The organism is Bradyrhizobium sp. HKCCYLS20291 (assembly GCF_051167715.1).
Classification (GTDB): domain Bacteria; phylum Pseudomonadota; class Alphaproteobacteria; order Rhizobiales; family Xanthobacteraceae; genus Bradyrhizobium.
Genome location: NZ_JBNPTO010000001.1, coordinates 45104 through 64718, shown reverse-complemented (window position 1 = coordinate 64718; position 19615 = coordinate 45104). Strand labels below are relative to the sequence as shown.

Annotated in this window: 11 protein-coding genes; 5 read left to right on the top strand and 6 right to left on the bottom strand. The window is 66.8% G+C overall.

Annotated features, from left to right (window positions below; translation table 11 throughout):
• Window positions 1–5: 5 nt before the first annotated feature.
• From ACQR07_RS00210 to ACQR07_RS00195, 4 genes are all read right to left on the bottom strand, one after another.
• Window positions 6–380 (bottom strand): hypothetical protein, encoded by a 375-nt coding sequence (locus tag ACQR07_RS00210; RefSeq protein WP_434900394.1) that lies wholly within the window; start codon window positions 378–380, stop codon window positions 6–8.
• 253 nt (window positions 381–633) lie between these two features.
• On the bottom strand, window positions 634–1872 hold the full coding sequence (locus tag ACQR07_RS00205; protein WP_434900393.1) for an NAD(P)/FAD-dependent oxidoreductase: 1239 nt from the start codon (window positions 1870–1872) through the stop codon (window positions 634–636).
• Window positions 1873–1887: 15 nt separating this feature from the next.
• Window positions 1888–2010 carry a hypothetical protein gene (locus ACQR07_RS00200; RefSeq protein WP_434900392.1) on the bottom strand — a complete coding sequence of 41 codons (123 nt, stop codon included), beginning with the start codon at window positions 2008–2010 and terminating at the stop codon, window positions 1888–1890.
• Window positions 2011–2021: 11 nt separating this feature from the next.
• On the bottom strand, window positions 2022–3518 hold the full coding sequence (locus ACQR07_RS00195) for an amidase (RefSeq protein WP_434900391.1): 1497 nt from the start codon (window positions 3516–3518) through the stop codon (window positions 2022–2024).
• A gap of 209 nt (window positions 3519–3727) precedes the next feature.
• Here ACQR07_RS00195 and ACQR07_RS00190 point away from each other — a divergent pair, with 209 nt between their 5' ends.
• Complete coding sequence (locus ACQR07_RS00190) at window positions 3728–4393, top strand: helix-turn-helix domain-containing protein (protein WP_434900390.1); 666 nt, start codon at window positions 3728–3730, stop codon at window positions 4391–4393.
• Between the two features lie 300 nt (window positions 4394–4693).
• Here the strand turns inward: ACQR07_RS00190 and ACQR07_RS00185 are convergent, their stop codons facing one another.
• Window positions 4694–5650 (bottom strand): NAD-dependent epimerase/dehydratase family protein, encoded by a 957-nt coding sequence (locus ACQR07_RS00185; RefSeq protein WP_434900389.1) that lies wholly within the window; start codon window positions 5648–5650, stop codon window positions 4694–4696.
• Window positions 5651–5739: 89 nt separating this feature from the next.
• On the opposite strand from ACQR07_RS00185, the gene ACQR07_RS00180 reads away from it, so the two are divergent.
• Window positions 5740–6648, top strand: coding sequence for a LysR family transcriptional regulator (locus tag ACQR07_RS00180; RefSeq protein ID WP_434900388.1), 909 nt, complete (start codon window positions 5740–5742; stop codon window positions 6646–6648).
• 625 nt (window positions 6649–7273) lie between these two features.
• Here ACQR07_RS00180 and ACQR07_RS00175 read toward each other — a convergent pair.
• Complete coding sequence (locus ACQR07_RS00175; protein WP_434900387.1) at window positions 7274–9877, bottom strand: ATP-binding protein; 2604 nt, start codon at window positions 9875–9877, stop codon at window positions 7274–7276.
• Between the two features lie 384 nt (window positions 9878–10261).
• Here ACQR07_RS00175 and ACQR07_RS00170 point away from each other — a divergent pair, with 384 nt between their 5' ends.
• The 3 genes from ACQR07_RS00170 to ACQR07_RS00160 all read left to right on the top strand — a co-directional run bounded on the left by ACQR07_RS00170 (window position 10262) and on the right by ACQR07_RS00160 (window position 19532).
• The gene (locus tag ACQR07_RS00170) at window positions 10262–11242 is read left to right on the top strand and encodes an LLM class flavin-dependent oxidoreductase (RefSeq protein ID WP_434900386.1); all 981 of its coding nucleotides are present in this window, start codon (window positions 10262–10264) and stop codon (window positions 11240–11242) included.
• A 140-nt stretch (window positions 11243–11382) separates the two neighbouring features.
• Window positions 11383–13005 carry an NAD(P)-binding domain-containing protein gene (locus ACQR07_RS00165; protein ID WP_434900385.1) on the top strand — a complete coding sequence of 541 codons (1623 nt, stop codon included), beginning with the start codon at window positions 11383–11385 and terminating at the stop codon, window positions 13003–13005.
• Window positions 13006–13022: 17 nt separating this feature from the next.
• Window positions 13023–19532 (top strand): amino acid adenylation domain-containing protein, encoded by a 6510-nt coding sequence (locus tag ACQR07_RS00160; RefSeq protein WP_434900384.1) that lies wholly within the window; start codon window positions 13023–13025, stop codon window positions 19530–19532.
• The last annotated feature ends 83 nt before the right edge of the window (window positions 19533–19615 follow it).

The following is a 19615-nucleotide window of genomic DNA, read 5'->3' as shown; positions in this document are numbered from 1 at the left end:
GCGGATCAGTTGGTGACGAGCTTGCTGACGCAGAGGATGACGACGGCGGCGAGGAAGAACAGGTCCATGTAGGATTTCTTCTCGCCTTCCTTCCTCAGCGAGCCGACGTCGGACATCACCTGCTTGTTGATGACCTGGCTGACCGGGCCCTCGCCGAGCATGCCGGCAAGCCTGCGAACGTCAGACTCCAGCTTCTCGATCCGGCCGAAGAAGTGGAAGGAGCGCACCACCGCGAAGGCGCGCATGCCGGCATAGATCAGTAACACCAGCGCAAGCACCGCGCGGTTCTGATATTTCTCGATGTAGTTCAGGCTGAGAAAGACCGTTGCGAGAAAGACGAAGTTCAAGAAGAAGCGGTAAGCGAGGCCGGCGAAGTTCATCTAATCCCCCACATGACGTTCGGATCACTGGCCGACGACAGAACTCACGATTCGCGCTTCGCCCCCGCGTCCTGGTCTAACCGGCGTCACCTTAGGGAACGCCGGCTTGCGATTTCGTGAAGCGGGAGATTTGCAGTGCGAGAACGGACCGCTTTGGTAAACAATGGGCTGAGCGGAACACGGAGTCGCAGCCTGGAATTGCAGGCCACCGGCACCTCTCGCGTCTTCGTTGTTGTTTAGGTCAAGGCGCCCACTACGCGCCGAACCGCGCGGGCGAACAGGCCGCGACATCCACGCTCGGCGCTTCGCCGCTCATCAGCTCCGCCAGGATCCGCCCGGTGGCCGGGCCCAGCGTGAACCCCTGGTGCCCGTGGCCGAAATGCAGCCACAGCCCCTTGTGGCGCGCGGTCTCGCCGACCACCGGCAGCATGTCGGGCATGCAGGGCCGCGTGCCGAGCCAGGGCTCGGGCTCGACCGGCTTTCCGAGATCGATCAACTGGCGCGCGGCGGCTTCTGCCTTGCCGAGCTGCACCGGCGTCAGCTCCGCATCCGGCTCGGACAGCTCCGCACCGGTAGTAATACGGACGCCTTTCGCCATCGGGTTCATCAGATAGCCGAACGCGGCGTCGCGCAGCGGCAGATCGAGCGGCGCCCCGCCGGTATAGTGGCGGTGATAGCCGCGCTTGCGCACCATCGGGATGTCGTAGCCGAAGCGCTTCAGGAACGTCGGTGACCACGGTCCGAGCGAGACGACCGCGGCTTCGGCCTCGATCCGCCCCTCGTCGGTGACCACGGCCCAGCCGCTGCCCTGTTGCAACAGCGTGGTGGCATCGCCGCGCAGCAGCTTGCCGCCGCGACGCACGAAGAGCTCGGCATAGGACGTCACCAGGCTGCCGGGGTCCGACACCGTCCACGGCTCCTGCCAGTGCAGGCCGCCGATGCCGGTCTCGTTCAGGCCGGGCTCGGCCTTGGCGAGCTCCGCTGCGCTGAGCACCTTGAACTTGACGCCGAACGCCTTGCCGACGGCTTCGGCATCCCTGGCTTCCTTGTCGAACTGATCCTGCTTCCGGTGCAGCACGCGGAAGCCGTCGCGACGCACGAGATTGCCGGCGCCGGCCGCCTCGATCAGCGGCTCGTGCTCGGGCGCGGCGCGCGCGATCAGCTGCGCATAGGTGCGCGTCAGCTCCTCGTGGCGCGCCGGGAATGAATTCCACCAATATTGCAGCAGCGGCCGCATGTGATACGGCAGCGCGGCGAGGCTGTAGTGCACGTCGTTGGTGCGTGCCAGCGCGATGTCGAGCACGCCCGCGAGATCGTACGGCATCGCATAGGGCCTGACGGCCTCGCTCTGGATGATGCCGGCATTGCCATAGCTGGTCTCGCGGCCCGGCTCCTTGCGGTCGACCAGCGCCACCGACCAACCGCGGCTCTGCAGATGCAGTGCCGTGCCGACGCCCACCATGCCGCCGCCGAGAACGATCGCGCTTCGCATCGTCATCACTCCTGCTCAGGTCCGCGCCGCCGCGACGACCATGATCTCGATCTTCACATCCGCCGTCATCTGCGCCTGCACCGATGCGTCGGACATTGTCAGTTGCAAAACCTGTCGACCATGCCTGTCGATGATCATGCGGTCAGGCCTCAATCCCACGCCATGAAACCGGGTGCCTGCGCCAACGGCGGCAGGCCGGCGAGCCGAGCCAGATCAGGCTGCGGACGACGCAGATCAGCATCGCCGGCAAACGCCTGCTCCAGCGCCGCGGCGACACCGAGCACCAGCGCATCGCCGCCGCGCGGGCCGATGATCTGCAGCCCGAACGGCAAGCCATTCTCGTCGAGGCCGAGCGGCAGGCTCAGCGCCGGATGACCGGCCAAGGTCACGGCATACGCCAGCGCCAGCCAATGGAAGTAGGAACGCGTCGGCACACCGTCAATCTCGGCCGGATACAGCTCCGACCACGGCCGCGGGCTCAACGTGATGGTCGGGCTGATCAGCACATCGTGCCGAGCAAAGAAGCTCTGATAGGCGCGATAGATGCGGGTCTGGTTGGCACTCGCGCGGGAAAAATCGTCGAGGCTGTAGGACAGCCCCTCCTCGACATTGGCGCGCACGTTCGGCCCGATCATGTCAGGCCGTTCGCGATAGTTCTTGCCATGCTGGGTGAGGAACAGCGACGCCCGCAGCACCGCAAACGTCTCGTCGGCGCCGCTGCAATCCGGCGTGGCTTCGGCTGCCTCGGCAAACAGTGGCGCGATGCGCGCGACGCGGGCGCGGAAGGCGCGGCGGATCAAGGCTTCCGTCGGCGCGAAGCCGAAGTCCTCGGTGAAAGCCAGGCGAAGCTTGGCGAGATCGACGCGCGGCGGCGTGGCCCAGCGCGCAGGCGCGCCCCGCACCGCCTCGCCCGGCAAGGTATAGGCGAGCGGGTCGCGCGCATCGTCGCTGGCCATCACCGACAGCATCAGCGCGGTGTCGGCGACGTCGCGCGCCATCGGCCCGTCGGTCGACAGGCACGACCAGCCATGGGCGCGCTTCTCGCTGGCGACCAGGCCATAGGACGGGCGCATGCCGACGATTCCGGAGAAGCCGGCCGGATTGCGCAAGGACCCGCCGGTGTCGGAGCCCGAGGCCAGCGGAGTCATGCCGCAGGCCAGCGCCACCGCCGAGCCGCCGGAGGAGCCGGCCGCCGAGCGCATCGGATCGAACGGATTGCCGGTCGCGCCGAACACCGGATTGCGGGTGTTGCCACCGGCGGCCCATTCCGGGGTGTTGGTCTTGCCGAAAATGATCGCGCCGGCCGCGCGCAGCCGCGCCACCGAGGCCTGGTCGGTGGCCGGCACGTTGTCGGCCAGGATCGGGCTGCCATAGGTCGAGCGCATCCCGGCGGTGTCCTGGGTGTCCTTGATCAGCACCGGCAGGCCGTGCAGCGGGCCCCTGTCCTGCCCGGCCAGCAGCTCAGCCTCCGCCCGCTTGGCCGCCGCGCGGGCCTCCGCCTCGTCGAGCGTGACGACGGCGTTGACCGCCGGGTTGACCGCGGCAATCCGCTCCAGACACGAATCGAGCAGAGCGACCGGCGAGATCGCCTTTGATTTCAGGAGCTTGACCAGCTCATTGGCAGTGTGGTCGCAGATCGACGTCACGGGGGGCTTCTCTTTCCAAATCGGAAAACTATTTAGCATATAAGAAATAGAATGCACGAGGCGAAAACGCACAGTTCCACCGCTGTTCATGCATGCCCATGGGGCGTGCAGACAGATGATTGATTGTGCTGCGCTTTCGCGCCAGATTGGCCAGCCGGTGGCGGCGTCGCGATATGCCCGATCCGCTAACGGATTTTCCGGAGACACCAGTGACCGATACCGCCATCAGCGCGTCCGCCGAAGGCCCCCATTCCCAGCTCGGCCACTGCCTGAAGGCGGCCCGGCAGGCGCGCGGCCTGACGCTGAAGCAGGTCGCGGAGAAGACCGGGATGGCGCTGTCGACCCTGTCGAAGGTCGAGAACGGCCTGATGTCGCTGACCTACGACAAGCTGCTGCAGCTGACCTCCGGCCTGCAGATGGACATCGCCGAGCTGTTCAGCCCGGCGGCGCCGCGCCCCGAGACCGGCCGGCCGGTGACCGCCCGCCGCAGCATCAGCCGTGCCGGCCAGGGCCAGATCGTCAACACCCGGTTCTACACCTACACCTATCAATGCACCGACCTGATCGGGAAGCGCATGGTGCCGATGCTCGCCGAGGTGCGCGCGCGCACGCTCGATGAGTTCGGCCCCCTGCTCCGCCACAGCGGCGAGGAATATTTCCTGGTCACGCGCGGCACCATCGCCGTGCACACCGAGTTCTACGCGCCCGAGATCCTGCACGAGGGGGATGGCATCTACATCGACAGCACCATGGGCCACGCCTACCTCAACGCCGGCGAAGCGGAGTCGGCGCAGGGCGTGTGTCTGTGCACCAGCGAGCAGGCCGATCTGTTCGAGCAGCTGCATAGGATTGCGAAGAAGGATGCGGTGGAGTGAAGGGCGGGCGGCATTGAATACAGGTCCGCAACTGATCATTGTTCAAGACGGGACAGCTTCGTAGCATCAGGCTCCAATGCGCAAGGCCAAGCCACCTCGCAAAAATCGATCAGCACGCGGGACTGACGAGAGCGATCGTCCGGCTCGCCGACGATCCGAACGGAAGGTTCCGTCGAAAGGTCAACCGACCGGCACGACGCACGATCCGTTTGTCGAGGTCTTCAGGAAGTCGCGCGGCAGCGTCGATCCAGATCTCAAACTAGGTTTTTGAGCAAACCTCTTCCAACTAACTGTTCAGGGCTATCCCAACGCCGCCCCCACGGCGTCGTCGAGTGGCGTATGCGGCTCTGCCCCGAGCAGGCCGACGAGCGGGCTGTTGTCGAGCGCGAGGCTCTTAGTCCACAGCCATCGCATCTCGATCGCCTCGCGCATGAAGCGCACGAACGGTGCGGCGAGCCACAGCACGATCCACGGGAACGGCTTGACCGGCAGGTCGGGCCGGCCCAGCGCGCGGCGGACGGCCTCGGTCATGTCGTGACCGGTCGCATCGTAGTGGCCGGCGAAGTTCAGCATCGTGTAGTTCGGCAACTCGGCCCTAATGTCGACGAGGCGCGCAAAGGTCTCGGCGAGATCGGGCACGAACGCCCAGGCATGACCGGCGCCCGGCCGCGCCAGCCGCTGCAGCGATGTGGCCGCGCGGCCGCCTTTCGCCAGCGCCTGCGCGAACCAGGAATTGCCGACGCCGGGGCCGAAGAAGTCGCCGGCCCTGACCGCGATCACGCGGACGCCGTGGTCGCGCGCGGCCTGCTCGAGCATCTCTTCCATCTCGAGCCGCACCTGGCCCTTGCGCGTCGTCGGCTGCCGCGGCGAGGTCTCGCTGACGCGCGCTGGCGACGCCGACGAGTAGACGTAGACGTTCCCGGGAAACACAATGGTCGCACCGGCCGCCTTGGCGGCGGCGATGGTGTTAGCGAGCATCGGCAGCGCCTCCTCGCGCCAGCGCGCATAGCCCGGCGGGTTGACGCCGTGAATGATCAGGCTGGCCCCCTCGGCGGCCGCGAGCACCGAAGCCGCATCGCGCGCATCGCCCTCACGCCACTCGACCGGGAAATCCAGCAGCGGTCGCTGGCCGGGGGGCCTCCGCGTGAGCGCGCGGATGACAAAGCCGCGCCGCGCCAGCGCCTTGGCGATGGCGCCGCCGATTGCGCCGGTGAGGCCGAGGACCAGGGCGGTCGGGGTGTTCGTGGCTTGGGACATGGTCGATCTCCTTGCTGTTTCCAGCAATCTGGGCCGCCCTGCTCCAAACGAAAATTGCCAATCTTCCTTGAGATGCTATACGTTTTTGTATGAAGACGGAGCCCTCGGATTGGAGCCTGCTGCGCTCGTTCCTCGCGGTCGTCAGGCGCGGCAGCCTGTCGGCGGCGGCGCGCGCCACCGGCCTGACGCAACCGACCGTCGGCCGGCATATCGATGAGCTGGAAGCCGGCCTCGGCGTCGCCCTGTTCACCCGCTCGCAGGCCGGCCTGCTGCCGACCGAGGCGGCGACGGCGCTGCTGCCGCATGCCGAGGCGATGGAGGCGGCGTTCGCGGCCCTGGTGCGCACCGCCAGAACCGGCGGCGATGCACGTCAGCCGCGCGGCGTCGTCAGGATCTCGGCCAGCGAGATCGTCGGCACCTTCGTGCTGCCGGCGATCTTCGCCGACATCCGCCGCCGCTTTCCGGACATCGTCATCGAGCTCGTGCTCAACAACCGCACCGACGACCTGCTGCGGCGCGACGCCGACATCGCAGTGCGAATGGTCCGCCCGGTGCAGGACGGCCTGGTCGCGCGCCGGCTCGGCAGCATTCCGCTGGGACTCTATGCACACCGCGACTACATCGATCGTTACGGCCTGCCGGAGACGATCGAAGAACTCGCCGCACATCACATCATCGGCTTCGACCGTGACGATCACTCCGCGCGCTCGGTCGCCAGCTCACAGCTGCCGATCTCGCGCGAGCTCTTCTCCTACCGCACCGACTCCGACGTCGCGCAGGTCACCGCCATCGAAGCCGGCCTCGGCATCGGCGGCATGCAGACGGCCATGGCCAAGCGCAATCCAGCGCTGCTCCCGGTGCTCCCCGACCAGATCACCTTCGAGTTGGACTGCTGGCTCGCCGCCCATCAGGACCAGAAGGACTCACCACCGATCCGCGCGATGTTCGACGGCTTGGCAGAGGGATTGGGGCGGTGGATTGGTGGAGGCAGGCAGTAGTCGGCGCGCCGAGATCCCTTGTCACGCCAAATAGGCGTGCGCCCGCAAACTCATTTCTCTCGCCGGTTCAACCACATCACCCCTGTCCAGTCCTGCCGCGAAAAATATTCCTATTTCTATTTTACCGAAATCATGATTGTATCTCCCCGTCCCGCCTCGGCACGAGGGGCGTTTCGCGAACGTCACGGCACGCGGGGTGGGATGCGGTGGGCGCGTCGGAGCGCAGCGTGACGAGGTCATGCGGACGAACGTTTCCGATGCGCCGGCGAAATCGTAGGGTCCTGGCCTCCCGGTGCTGAGGCCAAGCTCGCGGCAGCGCGTTGGCGCTGCGCGGGTGACGGGGGCAAGACAGCCGGTCCCCGGGGAGAGGACGTATAAGCCGTCAAAACCATCGCGCGGGGAATGCCGGGATGTCTCGGCTGAACCTGTGGTACCTGCCGCCTGCATTTTTTTCGCAGGCGGGCCATGGGGGCGGCCAGCTCCCGGCATTCCCTGCGCCCTCGGCTCATTCGAGGGCGAGACCACCGGCACAGCTCGGACGCATCGGCGCCGCGAGGCGGCGACGTCATGTTTCGATCTCGCTGCCGCGCGCGGCAGCAGCCGGTTCACAGCATGGTGGCGGCGCTCAGCTCGCGGCGTTGCCGGCGGCGACCTTGCCGGCCAGCGCCGAGGCGATCGCCTCCGACAGCTCGCCGAGACGGAACGGCTTGGCGAGCAGCCGCGTCGTGGCGCGGAACTCCTCCGGCACCAGCGAGGGATCGGCGAAGCCGGACATGAACAGGATCGGCAGCTCCTGCCAGCGGCGGCGCGCCTGCTGTGCGAGCTCGATGCCGGTCACGCCGTCCGGCAGCACGATGTCGGTCAAGAGCAGTGCGATCGGCTGCGGCCGTTCCAGTTCGACGATCGCGGCGGCCGCGCTGGTGACGACGACCGGGACGTAGCCCATGGAGCTCAGCATGGTGGAGGCCATGGCGCAAACCAGCGGATTGTCCTCGACGACGAGGATGCGCTCGCCGGTCACGGATCGCGGCAGCCGGATCGTTCCGCCGCGGGGACCCTCGAGGGGGCCGGGGCCGGCGCTCGGCAGATACAGCGTGACGCGCGTGCCCTCGGCCACCCGGCTCGCGATCAGGGCGGTGCCGCCGGATTGCCTGGCGAAGCCGTACACCATGCTCAGCCCGAGCCCGCTGCCCTTGCCGAACTCCTTGGTGGTGAAGAACGGCTCGAAGGCGCGGCGCGCGACCTCGGGCGGCATGCCGGCGCCCTTGTCCGACACCGCGATGGTGACGTATTCGCCGGCCGCGATGCGCTCGTCGCCGTCATCGAGCGGCTGGTCGAGCACGGCATTGGCGGTCGTGATCGTCATGCGGCCGCTGCCGGCCATCGCGTCGCGCGCGTTGAGCGCGAGGTTGAGCAGCGCATTCTGCAGCTGCGTCGAATCGATCAGGCACCGCCACAGCATCGGCTCCTGCGCCAGCTCGATCTCGACAGTCTCGCCGAGCGTCCGCTGCAGGATCGTCGTCATTCCGCTGACGAGCTCGTTGACGTCGGTGACCTGCGGCCGCAGCGTCTGCTTGCGGGCGAAGGCAAGCAGGCGGCGGTTGAGATCGGCGACGCGCTCGGCCGCCTCGATCGCGCGCTCGACCATGCCGCGGGCGTCGTCCTCGGCGGGCGGCAAGGTGTCGAGCAGCAGATCGAGATTGCCGAGCGCCGCCGCCAGCATGTTGTTGGAGTCGTGCGCGATGCCGCCGGCCAATTGCCCGATCGCCTCCATCTTCTGCGCCTGGCGCAGCTCGTCCTCGATGCGCTTGCGCTCGGTGATGTCGACCGACAGCACGAAATATCCGCGCACCGTGCCGTCCTGGCTGCTGTCGGGCACCCGGATGGTCTCGCACCAGCGTTCGCGTCCGTCGGGAAACACCACCCTCTCCTCGCCGGCCACGGTGCGGCCGGCCATCGCGGCCTCGATCCGCAGCCGCGCTTCGCCGATGCGCATGGGATCGATGAAGTCGTCGATCCGGCGGCTGCGGATGGCCTTGGCGGACGGCTCGGCATACCATTCGCGGGCGACGCGGTTGGCGTAACGGATGTGGCCGTCGGAGCCGACATGGACGATCAGAGCGGGCACGTTCTCGGTGACCAGCTGATGCTGCTCGAGATTGTCGCGCAGCGCCCGTTCCGAACTCGCGCGCAGCTGCCATTGCCGCGCCAGGCCGAGACCGAAGCCGACGATCAGCAGATTGAGCGCCGCGGCGGCCAGGCTGTAGTAGAGCGCATTGTTCTTCCAGCCGGCCAGATACTCGATCGGATGCCGCGCCACGGTCACCACCAGCGGCAGGCCGGCGACCCGCCGATAGCTGATGCTGCGCGAGATGCCGTCGGTGATTCCACTGCCTTCGAAGCTTCCGTAAGCCGCCTGCGGAAGATAGTGCGTGAACAGGTGATTGGTGCGAACGTTGCGGCCGGCCAGCGCGTCCGCGTGGGGCGTGCGCAGCAGGATGGTGCCGTCGTCGCGGTACAGCGTCACGCTGCCGCGTTCCCCGACGTTGAGGGACAGGAAGAACTTTCGCAGATTGTTGTAGTCGATGGGCACGAACACGACGCCGCCGAACCGTCCGTCCCGCGTGAAGAACGCGCGGCTGACGGCGATGACAATGGTCTTGCGCACGCGGGATTCGACCGGCACGTCGATGAAGAGCCCGCGATGGGGGTCATCGCGCTGGGCCTGGTAGTAGGTGCGATCGGCGAAATTCTGTTCGCGGCCAGGGCCGCCATTGCCGAAAATGTCGGCCAGCAGCTTGCCCTCGGCATCGAGAACGACGATCGCATTCGCAACCGGGTATGGCGCCGCACGCTGTTTCAGATCCTCGATCAGCGCAGGATTGCCGGGGGTCTGCAGCGACGGATTCTTCGCCAGATTGTCGATGGTCGTGCTCAGCAGAACGTCGACGGCCTGGATGTTGCGCAGCATGTATTCTTCGAGCGCGCGGGCGAGATCGCCGTTGGCGGCTTCGGTCGATCGATAGGTCTCCCAATAGTTCACCGACAGCATGTGGGCGACGAACGCATCGCACAAGATCGCCAGCACGAGGCCGCTGAGGACGATGATGCGCGGCGTCCAGCGCCGGTCGATGGCGGACCGCGGGGCGCCCCTGGTCAACGCGGCAAGGATTCCCGTCCGCTGCGCAGCGGTCCGCTCCTCGACTCTCGCTTTGGTGTTGTCCAACATGGCGCCAGGAAGTCGTCGAGCAGATCGTCGAGCAGGTTGATCGTTGATTTGATCGGCGCGGCTCGTCGGCTCATGGTGAGAAATTGTATCGAGTTCTACGTCTCGGAAGCCCATGCCGCGCGATGCACGTCGCGATCACCGGATAGCATGCTTTGCGCTGCGATGTCATCTGTGGCGCGATCCGGCCGAGCACCCGGTACAACCGACGGGCGAACCGAGGCCAATGCCGCCTTGGGCACGGATTCGGCCCCGTCCCGGTCGGAGCGAAACGCTCGCCATCCCCGACACCCGCTGCGCAAACGTGCTTGCGGCCCACCAAGGTCTATGATCAAGCCTGACGACGGTTCGGTGGCGTTCGTTCGGTATTTCGCGGGGCCTTGGCAGATGAGCAAAAAGATTCGCATCTTTGCGACCGTTCCGCGCAACCTTCCGCCCCGCGAGCATGTCGGCCAATTGCTGCGCCTCGCCCGCTTCAGCGACGAGGCTGGGCTCGCGGGGATCCTGCTGTTCGCGGGCAACGACACCTTGATCGAGCCATGGCCGATGGCGCAGCACGTCCTGGCGCACACACGGAGCTGCGCGCCGCTGATCGCGGTCAACCCTGCCTACATGCATCCGTTCACGGTCGCCAAATTCGTCACCTCGCTGGCGCTGCTGCACAGCCGCAAATTGTTCCTGAACATGATCACCGGCGCAGCGACCAGCGATCTGCAGAGCCTGGGCGAGACGCTGTCGCACTCCGACCGCTACGCACGGCTCGCCGAATTCATCGAGATCGTCCGCCAGCTCCTGTCCAGCACGCGGCCGCTGACGTTCCGAGGCCAGTTTTACAGCACGGAGCATCTGCAGCTCCGACCGGCCCTGCCGCCGGCGCTGATGCCCGAATTCCTGATCGCCGGGCAATCCGAGGCGGCGCATCTGATCGCGCGTGACACTGGCTGCCTGATGATGCAGATGCTGCCGCCCGACCTCGACAAGGGCGTGACATCCCCCGGCGTCAATCTCGGGATCTTCGCACGGCCGACGCGCGACCAGGCCGTGCGCGAAGCGACCATGCTGTTCCGGGACGACGCCGAGAAGCGCGCCCTGCTCGACTACAGCATGGCGCAGACCGACTCGGTCTGGAAACGGCAGTTGAGGGACGCAGGACAGTCCGGCGACATTCATGACAACGGCTACTGGCTGCTGCCGTACCTCACCTTCGAGTCCGACTGTCCCTATCTCGTCGGCAGCTACGACGAGATCGGCGCGCGGCTGCGCCGTCTCGCCGAACAGAACGTCACGACCATGATCCTCGACGTGATCGCGGACGAGGCCGAACTTGCACACATCCGCAAGGCTCTTGCGGCTGGCGAGGTAATCTGATGGACTTCCAGGATGGAATGACCTAATGCTCCTTCAACACGATCTTCCCTTGTAGCAAGCGTACTGACGACCATTTCAACCGTCCGGGCGCCCGGGCGATTTCATCGGGCATTTTTCCTTTCCGGCCCGGACGCGTGCACATGAGCATCACCGAATTGTCACGACGGGTTCGGCGCGAGCTGACCTACCTTGGATATCCATCCCGGGAATGGACCTGCGCGCGCACGCTCGACGGCGTGCCGGCCGTCGATGTGCTGATCGTCGGCGGCGGCCAGAGCGGGCTCGGCACGGCCTTCGGCCTGCAGCGCGAGCAGATCACCAACATCAGGATCATCGACCGCAATCCGCGTGGCCGCGAAGGCCCATGGCGCCGCTTCGCCCGGATGACGACCCTGCGGACGCCGAAGGACGTCGACGGCATCGACTTCGGCATCCCGAGCCTCACTGCACGCGCCTGGTACGAAGCGCAGTTCGGCCGCGACGCGTGGGAGCGGATGCAGAGGCTGCCCCAGGAGGTCTGGCGAGACTATCTCGACTGGTACCGCGACGTCCTCGGCCTCAATGTCGAGAACGAGGTCGAGCTCATGTCGGTCGAGCCTTCCGGCGATCTCCTGGTCGCGCATCTTCTCCGCGCCGGCCGGACCGAGCGGGTGCCAGCGCGCAAGATCGTGCTCGCCACCGGGTTCGACGGCAGCGGCCGGCCGCGATTGCCGCAAGCGCTGATCGCAAATCTGTCGAAGCAACATTATGCGCACTCCTCCGACGAGATCGACTTCAGCCGCCTGCGCGGCAAGCGCATCGGCATCCTCGGCGTCGGCGCCTCGGCCTTCGACAATGCGGGGACCGCGCTGGAAGCCGGCGCCGCGCGCGTCGACCTCTGCTTCCGCCGCGCCGCCATTCCGCGCGTCAATCCGCTGATCTGGATGAACTTCGCCGGACTGCTCGGCTATTTCGGCGACCTGCCCGATCTCGAACGCTGGCGCTTCATGCGTCACATCCTCGAAGACCTGCCGGTGCCGCCGACGCAAGAGAGCGTCTGGCGCTGCCGTCGTCACGCGCAGTTCGCCTGGCATGGCGACAGCCAATGGAGCGCCGCGCGCCCCGGCGCTGACGGCGTAGAGGTGACGGCGAACGGACGAACCTTCCAGTTCGATTTCATCATCTTCGCCACCGGCTTCGATACCGATCTCACAGCGCGTCCCGAACTCGGTCCGATCGTCGACCACATCGCGCTTTGGCGCGATCGTTTTGAACCGCCGGCCGGCGAACGGAGCGAGCTGCTCGGCCGCCATCCCTATCTCGGCCCGGCGTTCGAGTTTACCGAGCGCACGCCGGGCGCGGCGCCATTCGTCAGACGCCTGCATCAGTTCACGTTCGGCGCGATGCCGAGCCAGGGCCTCACCGGTGCGGCCATTCCCGGACTCAAGCGTGGCCTGCGACGCCTGGTCCAGGGCTTGGCGCGCGACCTGTTCTGCGAGGATGCCGCTCACTACTACGAGGATCTGCGCGCCTACGCCCAGCCCGAGCTGGAGACGCTCGACACCGAGTTCGACTGGCTCACCAATCTGGGCACGCAGGCCATGCAGCCGAACTCTCTGCTGCAGGAATTCACGCGGGAGATACTCGCGACGCTCGGGGACGAAGCAGCAAGGCAGGATCATCCGGCCGGCCTCATGACGCGGCGGCGCGCCCCGATCAAGCCGGTGGCACTCCCCGTCAAGAGCAAGAAGAAACCAACCAAGCCGCGGCTGCGCGCCAAGTAGGATCTCTCGAAACGGGCATGTCGAACAACCCAGCCAAATCAGCGGCCCCGGCGAACCGGACCACACAGCGCCAGTTCAGTTCACTCCCGGAGGCTCTCACCTGTTACGCAGGCACGCAGCCCGATCAATTGGCGATCCTGGCGCCGGGCCGGAAGCCCTTGTCCTACGGCGCGCTGTGGCGGAGGACGACGGACATCGTCACCGACCTGCGCGGCTTCGGCATCAGTTCGGCAGACCGCGTTGCCGTCGTGCTGCCGAACGGCGCGGATGCTGCCGTTGCCACGGTCGCGGTGGCCTGCGGCGCGGTCTGCGTGCCGCTGCACGCCGGGTTCTCGTCCGACGAGGTGCGGCGCGCGCTGACCGATCTGGAGGTCGCGGCGCTGCTGACCTCTCCGGCGATCGAAAGCGTCAGCCGCAGCGTCGCCTACGCCATGGGGCTGCCCGTCATCGACGTCACGCTGCATCCCCACGAGACGATCGGCTTCTTCGACCTGACCTGCTCGACCTCGCGACCTGCGGTGAGGTGCGATCCGCCCCAGCCCTCCGACGATGCTTTCGTGCTGTTGACGTCAGGCAGCACCGCGCAACCGAAGCTGGTGCCGTTGACGCAGGCCGGCATCTGCCATTCCGCCTATTGCGTCGGCCTCACACTGGCTCTGCAGCCTGATGACCGGCTGATCAACGTGCAGCCGGTGACGCATGCGCACGGCTTGTTCTCGGGCCTGCTCGCCGCGCTCGTGTCTGGATCGAGCGTCGTCTGTCCGAATGAGTTCGAGGCGACCGCGTTCCTGGACTGGCTGACGACGTTCGGCGCAACCTGGTACACCGCGGTGCCGCCGATTCATCGTGCGCTGATCGCAGCCGCCCGCCGGCGCAAGGAGGCTGTACGGACCAGCCTGCGATTCATTCGGTCCGCGTCCTCTCCCCTGCCAATCAGCGTGCTCGACGAACTGGAAAGCCTGTTCGGCGTTCCCGTGATCGAGACCTATGGCATGACGGAAGCAGCAAGCCAGATCGCAGCCAATCCTCCGGAATTGCGCAAGCGCGGCTCGGTCGGCAAGTCCGCCGGTGCGGCCATCGCGCTCGTGGATGATGAGGGGCGCCCGCTCGCGACCGGACAACGTGGCGAGGTCGTGCTCCGGGGACCCGCGATCACGCGCGGCTACACCAAGAACGAGCGTGCGACCCGCGCCGCGTTTCGCGACGGCTGGTTCCGCACTGGTGACCTCGGCTATCTCGATTCCGACGGCTATCTGTTCCTGCTCGGACGCATCAACAAGGCTGACATCATCAACCGCGGCGGTCAGAAGGTCTCTCCGAAGGAGGTCGAGAACGCGCTGATGGGCCACCCGGACGTGGCCGAGGCCAGGGTCTTCCCGATCCCCCACACCCGACTGGGTGAAGACGTCGCGGCCGCGGTGATCGCAAGGCCGCAGCACAAGATCGACGTCAAGAAGCTCCGCCGCTTCGCGAGCGAGCGGCTGGCGCGCTTCAAAGTGCCCGGCCTGATCCGCGTCGTGGCGGCGTTCCCGGCCGACGACCAGGGCGACATCGCCCGCAGCGAACTGGCCGGCCGGCTGTCGATCGCGATGCCGCGATCGCATATCCACAGTGAAGGCCATCTGGTGCCGCCGCGTTCGGAAACCGAGTGGCAGCTCGCGCGCATGTGGGCGGATCTGCTCGGCCTTGCCGAGTTGGGCGTCAACGAGGACGTCTTTGCCCTTGGCGCCGACTCGCTGACCATCACGCAGCTGATCGCGCGCTTGCGAGCGCGCTTCGCCGCCAACGTGACGTTCAAGGACATCTTCGACGCACCGAGCGTTGCCGCCCTGGCGTACCTGATCGACAAGCGGCAGGACCGGACCCGCGCCGATCGCCTCCAACCGGCCATGGCTCCGGACCAGAATGGCCCGCTGTCGCTGCAGCAGCAGCGCATCCACCTGCTCGGCGCAATCGATCCGATCTCGTCCAAATACCATGTCATCTCCGGCATGGTGTTGTCCGGCGCCCTCGATCATGCCGCACTCGATGCGAGTCTGGCCACGATCTGCTGGAGACACGAGACGTTGCGCTCGATCTTTCCCGAGCGGCACGGCGATGTGACGCAGAGCGTGACCACCCAGCGAGCGCGGCTTGAAAGGATCGACCTCCGCCACGTGCCGCGCGCTGCAGGGAGAGCGGCTGTTCAGGCGCACATGCTGGAGCTGCTGCGTTCACCGTTCGAGATCGAGACAACGCCACCCGTCCGCATTCAGCTGCTCGAGCTCGGCGACGACCATCACATCCTGCTCGTCAAGCTGCATCATCTGATCACGGACGGCTGGTCACACCGGCTGTTCTTCAGCGAGCTCGAAACGCTCTACAACGCCCGACGTCAGGGCTTGCCGTGCCTCCTCGACGAACCGCCGCTGCAATACCGGCACTACGTGCAATGGCAGCGCGAATGGCTGGCGACGCCGGCCGCCGCGGCGCAGTTGAGCTATTGGCACAAGCGCCTGGAGGGACTGACCGAGCTGCCGCTGCGAACCGACCGTCCGCGGCCGGAGCAATGGAGCGGCCGCGGCGCCCGTGTGCCGCTGCGGTTGACCACGAAGCTGTCGAACAGGCTGCGCACGTTCAGCCGTGCCAACCACGTCAGCCTGTTCATGACGCTGCTCGGCGCGTTTCAGTGCCTGCTCGCGCGCTACACGGATCATTTCGACATCGCCGTCGGTTCGCTGATTGCCAACCGCAGCCAGCTGGAGACCGAACGCCTGATCGGCATGTTCGCCAACGCGATCGTGCTGCGGACGGATCTCACCGGCGATCCCAGCTTCCAGGACGTGCTGAAGCGCGTGCGCGACGTGACGCTCGAGGCCTATCGAAACCAGGAATTGCCGATCGAGGAGATCCTGCGGACGCTGCGCCTGCCGCGAAGCCTCGATCGCAATCCGTTGTTCCGGGTGATGTTCATTCTGCAGAAGGCAGCGAAGCCGCTCGACCTGCAGGGCCTCGAGATCAGCACCATCGACCCGGACCCCGGCATCGCGCGATCCGATCTCGTCCTGGAGCTGATCGACGACGCGGGCGCACTGAACGGCTGGCTCGAATACAGCACCGAGCTGTTCGAACCCGCAACGATCGAACGGATGGCGATGCATTTCCGCAACCTGCTGGAGCAGATCCTCGCGTGCCCCGATCTGCCGTTCTCCGATCTGCCGCTGCTGTCCGCCGCTGAAGAACGCCGGATCCTCGATGGCGCGGCTGCAGCGCCGGCCGCAGTCGTCCGGACCAATGATTTCCTCGCCCGGTTCGCTCGCCATGTCGATCGCACCCCGGCGGCTCCGGCCGTCTCGTGCGGCGAGACCCGGCTGAGCTATGCCGAGCTGGCGCAGAAGGCCGGGGGCATCGCGAGCCGACTGAAACGACTGTCCGTCAATCGGGGCGAGGTGGTGGTCCTGTTCGCCGAGCGCGGCGCCGATCTCGTTGCGGCGATGATCGCCGTTCAGCAGTGCGGCGCCGCGTTCCTGCCGCTGGATCCGGCGGTGCCGGCGATGCGGCAGGTGAAGATCCTCGAACACAGCGCAGCCCGGATCGTCTTGGCCATGCAGCGGACCATGGCTTCGCTGCAATCGATCGTGTCGGACATGCCGCGCAAGGCGCAACCGCGCATTCTGCTGATCGACGACATCGCCAGCGCAGGGCCGGTGCGTGTGGCGCCGCCGCGCCGGGCGCCCTCCTCGCTCGCCTGCATCATCTATACGTCGGGCTCGACCGGGGAGCCCAAGGGGGCGATGATTGCGCAGAGGGGCATGGTCAATCATCTGCTGTCCAAGATCTCCGACCTCGATCTGTCTGCTGGCGACGTCATCGCCCAGACGTCACCGCAGAGCTTCGTCATTGCGATCTGGCAATGTCTCGCACCCTTGATGGTCGGGGCGCGGGTTCAAATCGTCGAGGATCACGCCGTCCAGGATGCCGCCCTGCTCGTGCGCGAGATGGCGCGCGAAGGCACGACCGTTCTCGAGATCGTTCCGAGCCAATTGCGCGCGTTGCTGCAACCGGAGCCCGAGGCAAGCACGCGCCGCGCACTCGGGCAGCTTCGCGCGCTGATATCGACCGGCGAGAGCTTGGCGCCGGATCTCTGTGCGGACTGGTTCGGACACTTTCCCGGCGTGCCCCTGATCAATGCCTACGGCGCCACCGAGTGCTCGGACGACGTGGCGACCCATCGCATGACGGCGCCGCCGGCCGCGTCGGCAACCGTGCCGATCGGGCGCCCCATCGCCAACGTCCGGCTCCACGTCTTGGACCGGCGTCTGCGGCCTGCTCCAATCGGGGTGGCCGGCGAGCTCTTTGTCGGCGGCGTTGCGGTCGGGCTCGGCTACTACAAGGATCCTGGCCAGACGCGCAGCCGATTTCTGCCCGAAGCATACTCGCGAACGCGTGGGGCCCGCCTGTATCGCACCGGCGATCTGGCGCGCTGGCGCGCCGACGGCACGCTGGAATGCTTCGGCCGCGTCGATCATCAGGTGAAGATCCGCGGCTGCCGCGTCGAACTCGAGGACGTCGAGCACGCTCTGGCCCAGCACCCGGCGGTGCGAACCGCGGCGGTCGTGGCGCGCGAGACGCGCACAGACGACATGCAGTTGACCGCCTATGTGGTGACCGCCGACGGGACGCCACCCGATATCGATGAGCTGAACGGCTTCATGCGCGCGAGACTTCCCGGCCACATGATTCCGGCCGGTTATGTCGTGCTGGATCAGCTGCCGGTGACCGCCCACGGCAAGCTCGACCGATCTGCATTGGCAGCGGTCGCCGCGGTGGGATCGGTCCGCGCGGTCAAGAGCAGCGACGATGTGCGGCCGCGGACGCCGACCGAGCGGTTGCTCGCCGCCATCTGGACGGACGTGCTCGGCCACGAGGTCTCCGGCGTAACCAGCAATTTCTTCGACCTCGGTGGCCATTCCCTGCTCGCCGGCCGCGTGCTGGCGCGCGTGGCGAGTGCGCTCGGCGTCACGCTTCCCATTCGAGCCTTGTTCGAGGCCAGCACCATCGAGGCGCTGGCACTGCGCATCGATCAGGCCCGCGCATTGGCCATGCCCAGGGCGCCCGATGTCCCGCACCGTCCCGAGGCTCAGCCGGCAATCTCCATCCAGCAGGACCAGATCGTTCGCACCGAGCGCGAGCTCCCCGGCCTGCCGCGGTTCAACCTGCCCTACGCCTTCCGCCTGCGCGGAGCGCTGGACGTCGCCGCGCTCGAACGCAGTCTCGTGGACATCGTGCGCCGACACGATTCGCTGCGCGCGGGCTTCGGCTGGGAGCATGACGGGCCGCGAGCGCTCGTGCTCGAGCCGTCCGCGGTGACATCCTTGCTCGACGTCGAGAACCTTTCGATGGCCGCGCCCGCGGGCGATAGACGCGCCCAGGCTCTCGTGCTCAAGAAGGCCGAGCTGCGCATCGCGCAGGAAGCGTGGCGGCCATTCGAGCTGGCGCGTGCCCCGCTGTTGCGGGCGCGGCTGTTGCGGCTTGGTCCGGACGACCATGTGCTGCTCTTGATCATGCATCATCTCATCGTCGATGGCTGGTCCATGGGGGTGCTGTTCGAAGAGATTGCGATGCTCTACGCCGGTCATGCTTCCGGCCGTGACGAAGCTCTCCCGCGCCTCGAAGGATCGTTTTTTGATTTCGCGGCCCAGCAGACGAAGTGGTGCGCGAGCGAGACCGCCGCCGGCCAGCTTGCCGAATGGAAAAATCGCCTGCGGGGCGCCCCACCCGTCTTCACCGCTCCGGGCGTCGGTGCCGGCGAGCTGTTGAGTTCGCGCATCGACACCGAAACTTTCCACCTGCGGGGCGAGTTGATCGACCGGCTGTCGCGACTGAGCCGCGGTGAAGGAGCCACCCTCTTCATGGCGCTGCTGGCGGGCTTCAAGGCAATGCTGGCGTTGCGCACCGGCCGACGTGACGTCTGCGTCGGCACCACCATGGCCAACCGGGTCGAGCGCTGGACCGAGCGGATCGTCGGGCCGGTGGAGAACACGACGATCATACGCAGCCAACTCGATGCCGACCTGTCGTTCCGCGACATCCTCCGCAGCATCCGTCAAGGCGTGCTGGAGGCGCATGCCCGGCAGGAGCTGCCGTTCGAGACCCTCGTCGCCGAGCTGTCGCGCGCAGGCGATCTCGACCCGTCCGTGCTGGTTCAGGTCTTCTTCGTGTTCCAGAACGCCATTCCGAAGCCGTTCACGCTCTCCGGACTGGCCGTCGAGCGCTTCGACAGCGCGACCGCGCAGGGCCGCCCCGTGCTGCCGGTCGACGGCTCCCATCTGGCGATCATGATCGAGGAGACTGCGACGGGCATCGGCGGCGCCTGCATCTACAAGTCGGACCTGATCGAGACGAAGACCGTCAAGGCCTGGCTGAGGGATTACGCAGCGGTGCTGGCGCAGGCGGTCGAGACGCCCGATCGTCCGGTTCGGTTGCCGCAGGATTCGCGGCCGGCCATCCGGCGCGCGCATCGCAGCAAGCAAAGTCGTGCGGAGTAGTGCAAGACCTTTGACGGCAACGTTCGGCTGTTAGAGGATGAGATCGCTTGCGGGGCGCGGGTTTTGTGGGTCCTGCCGGACAT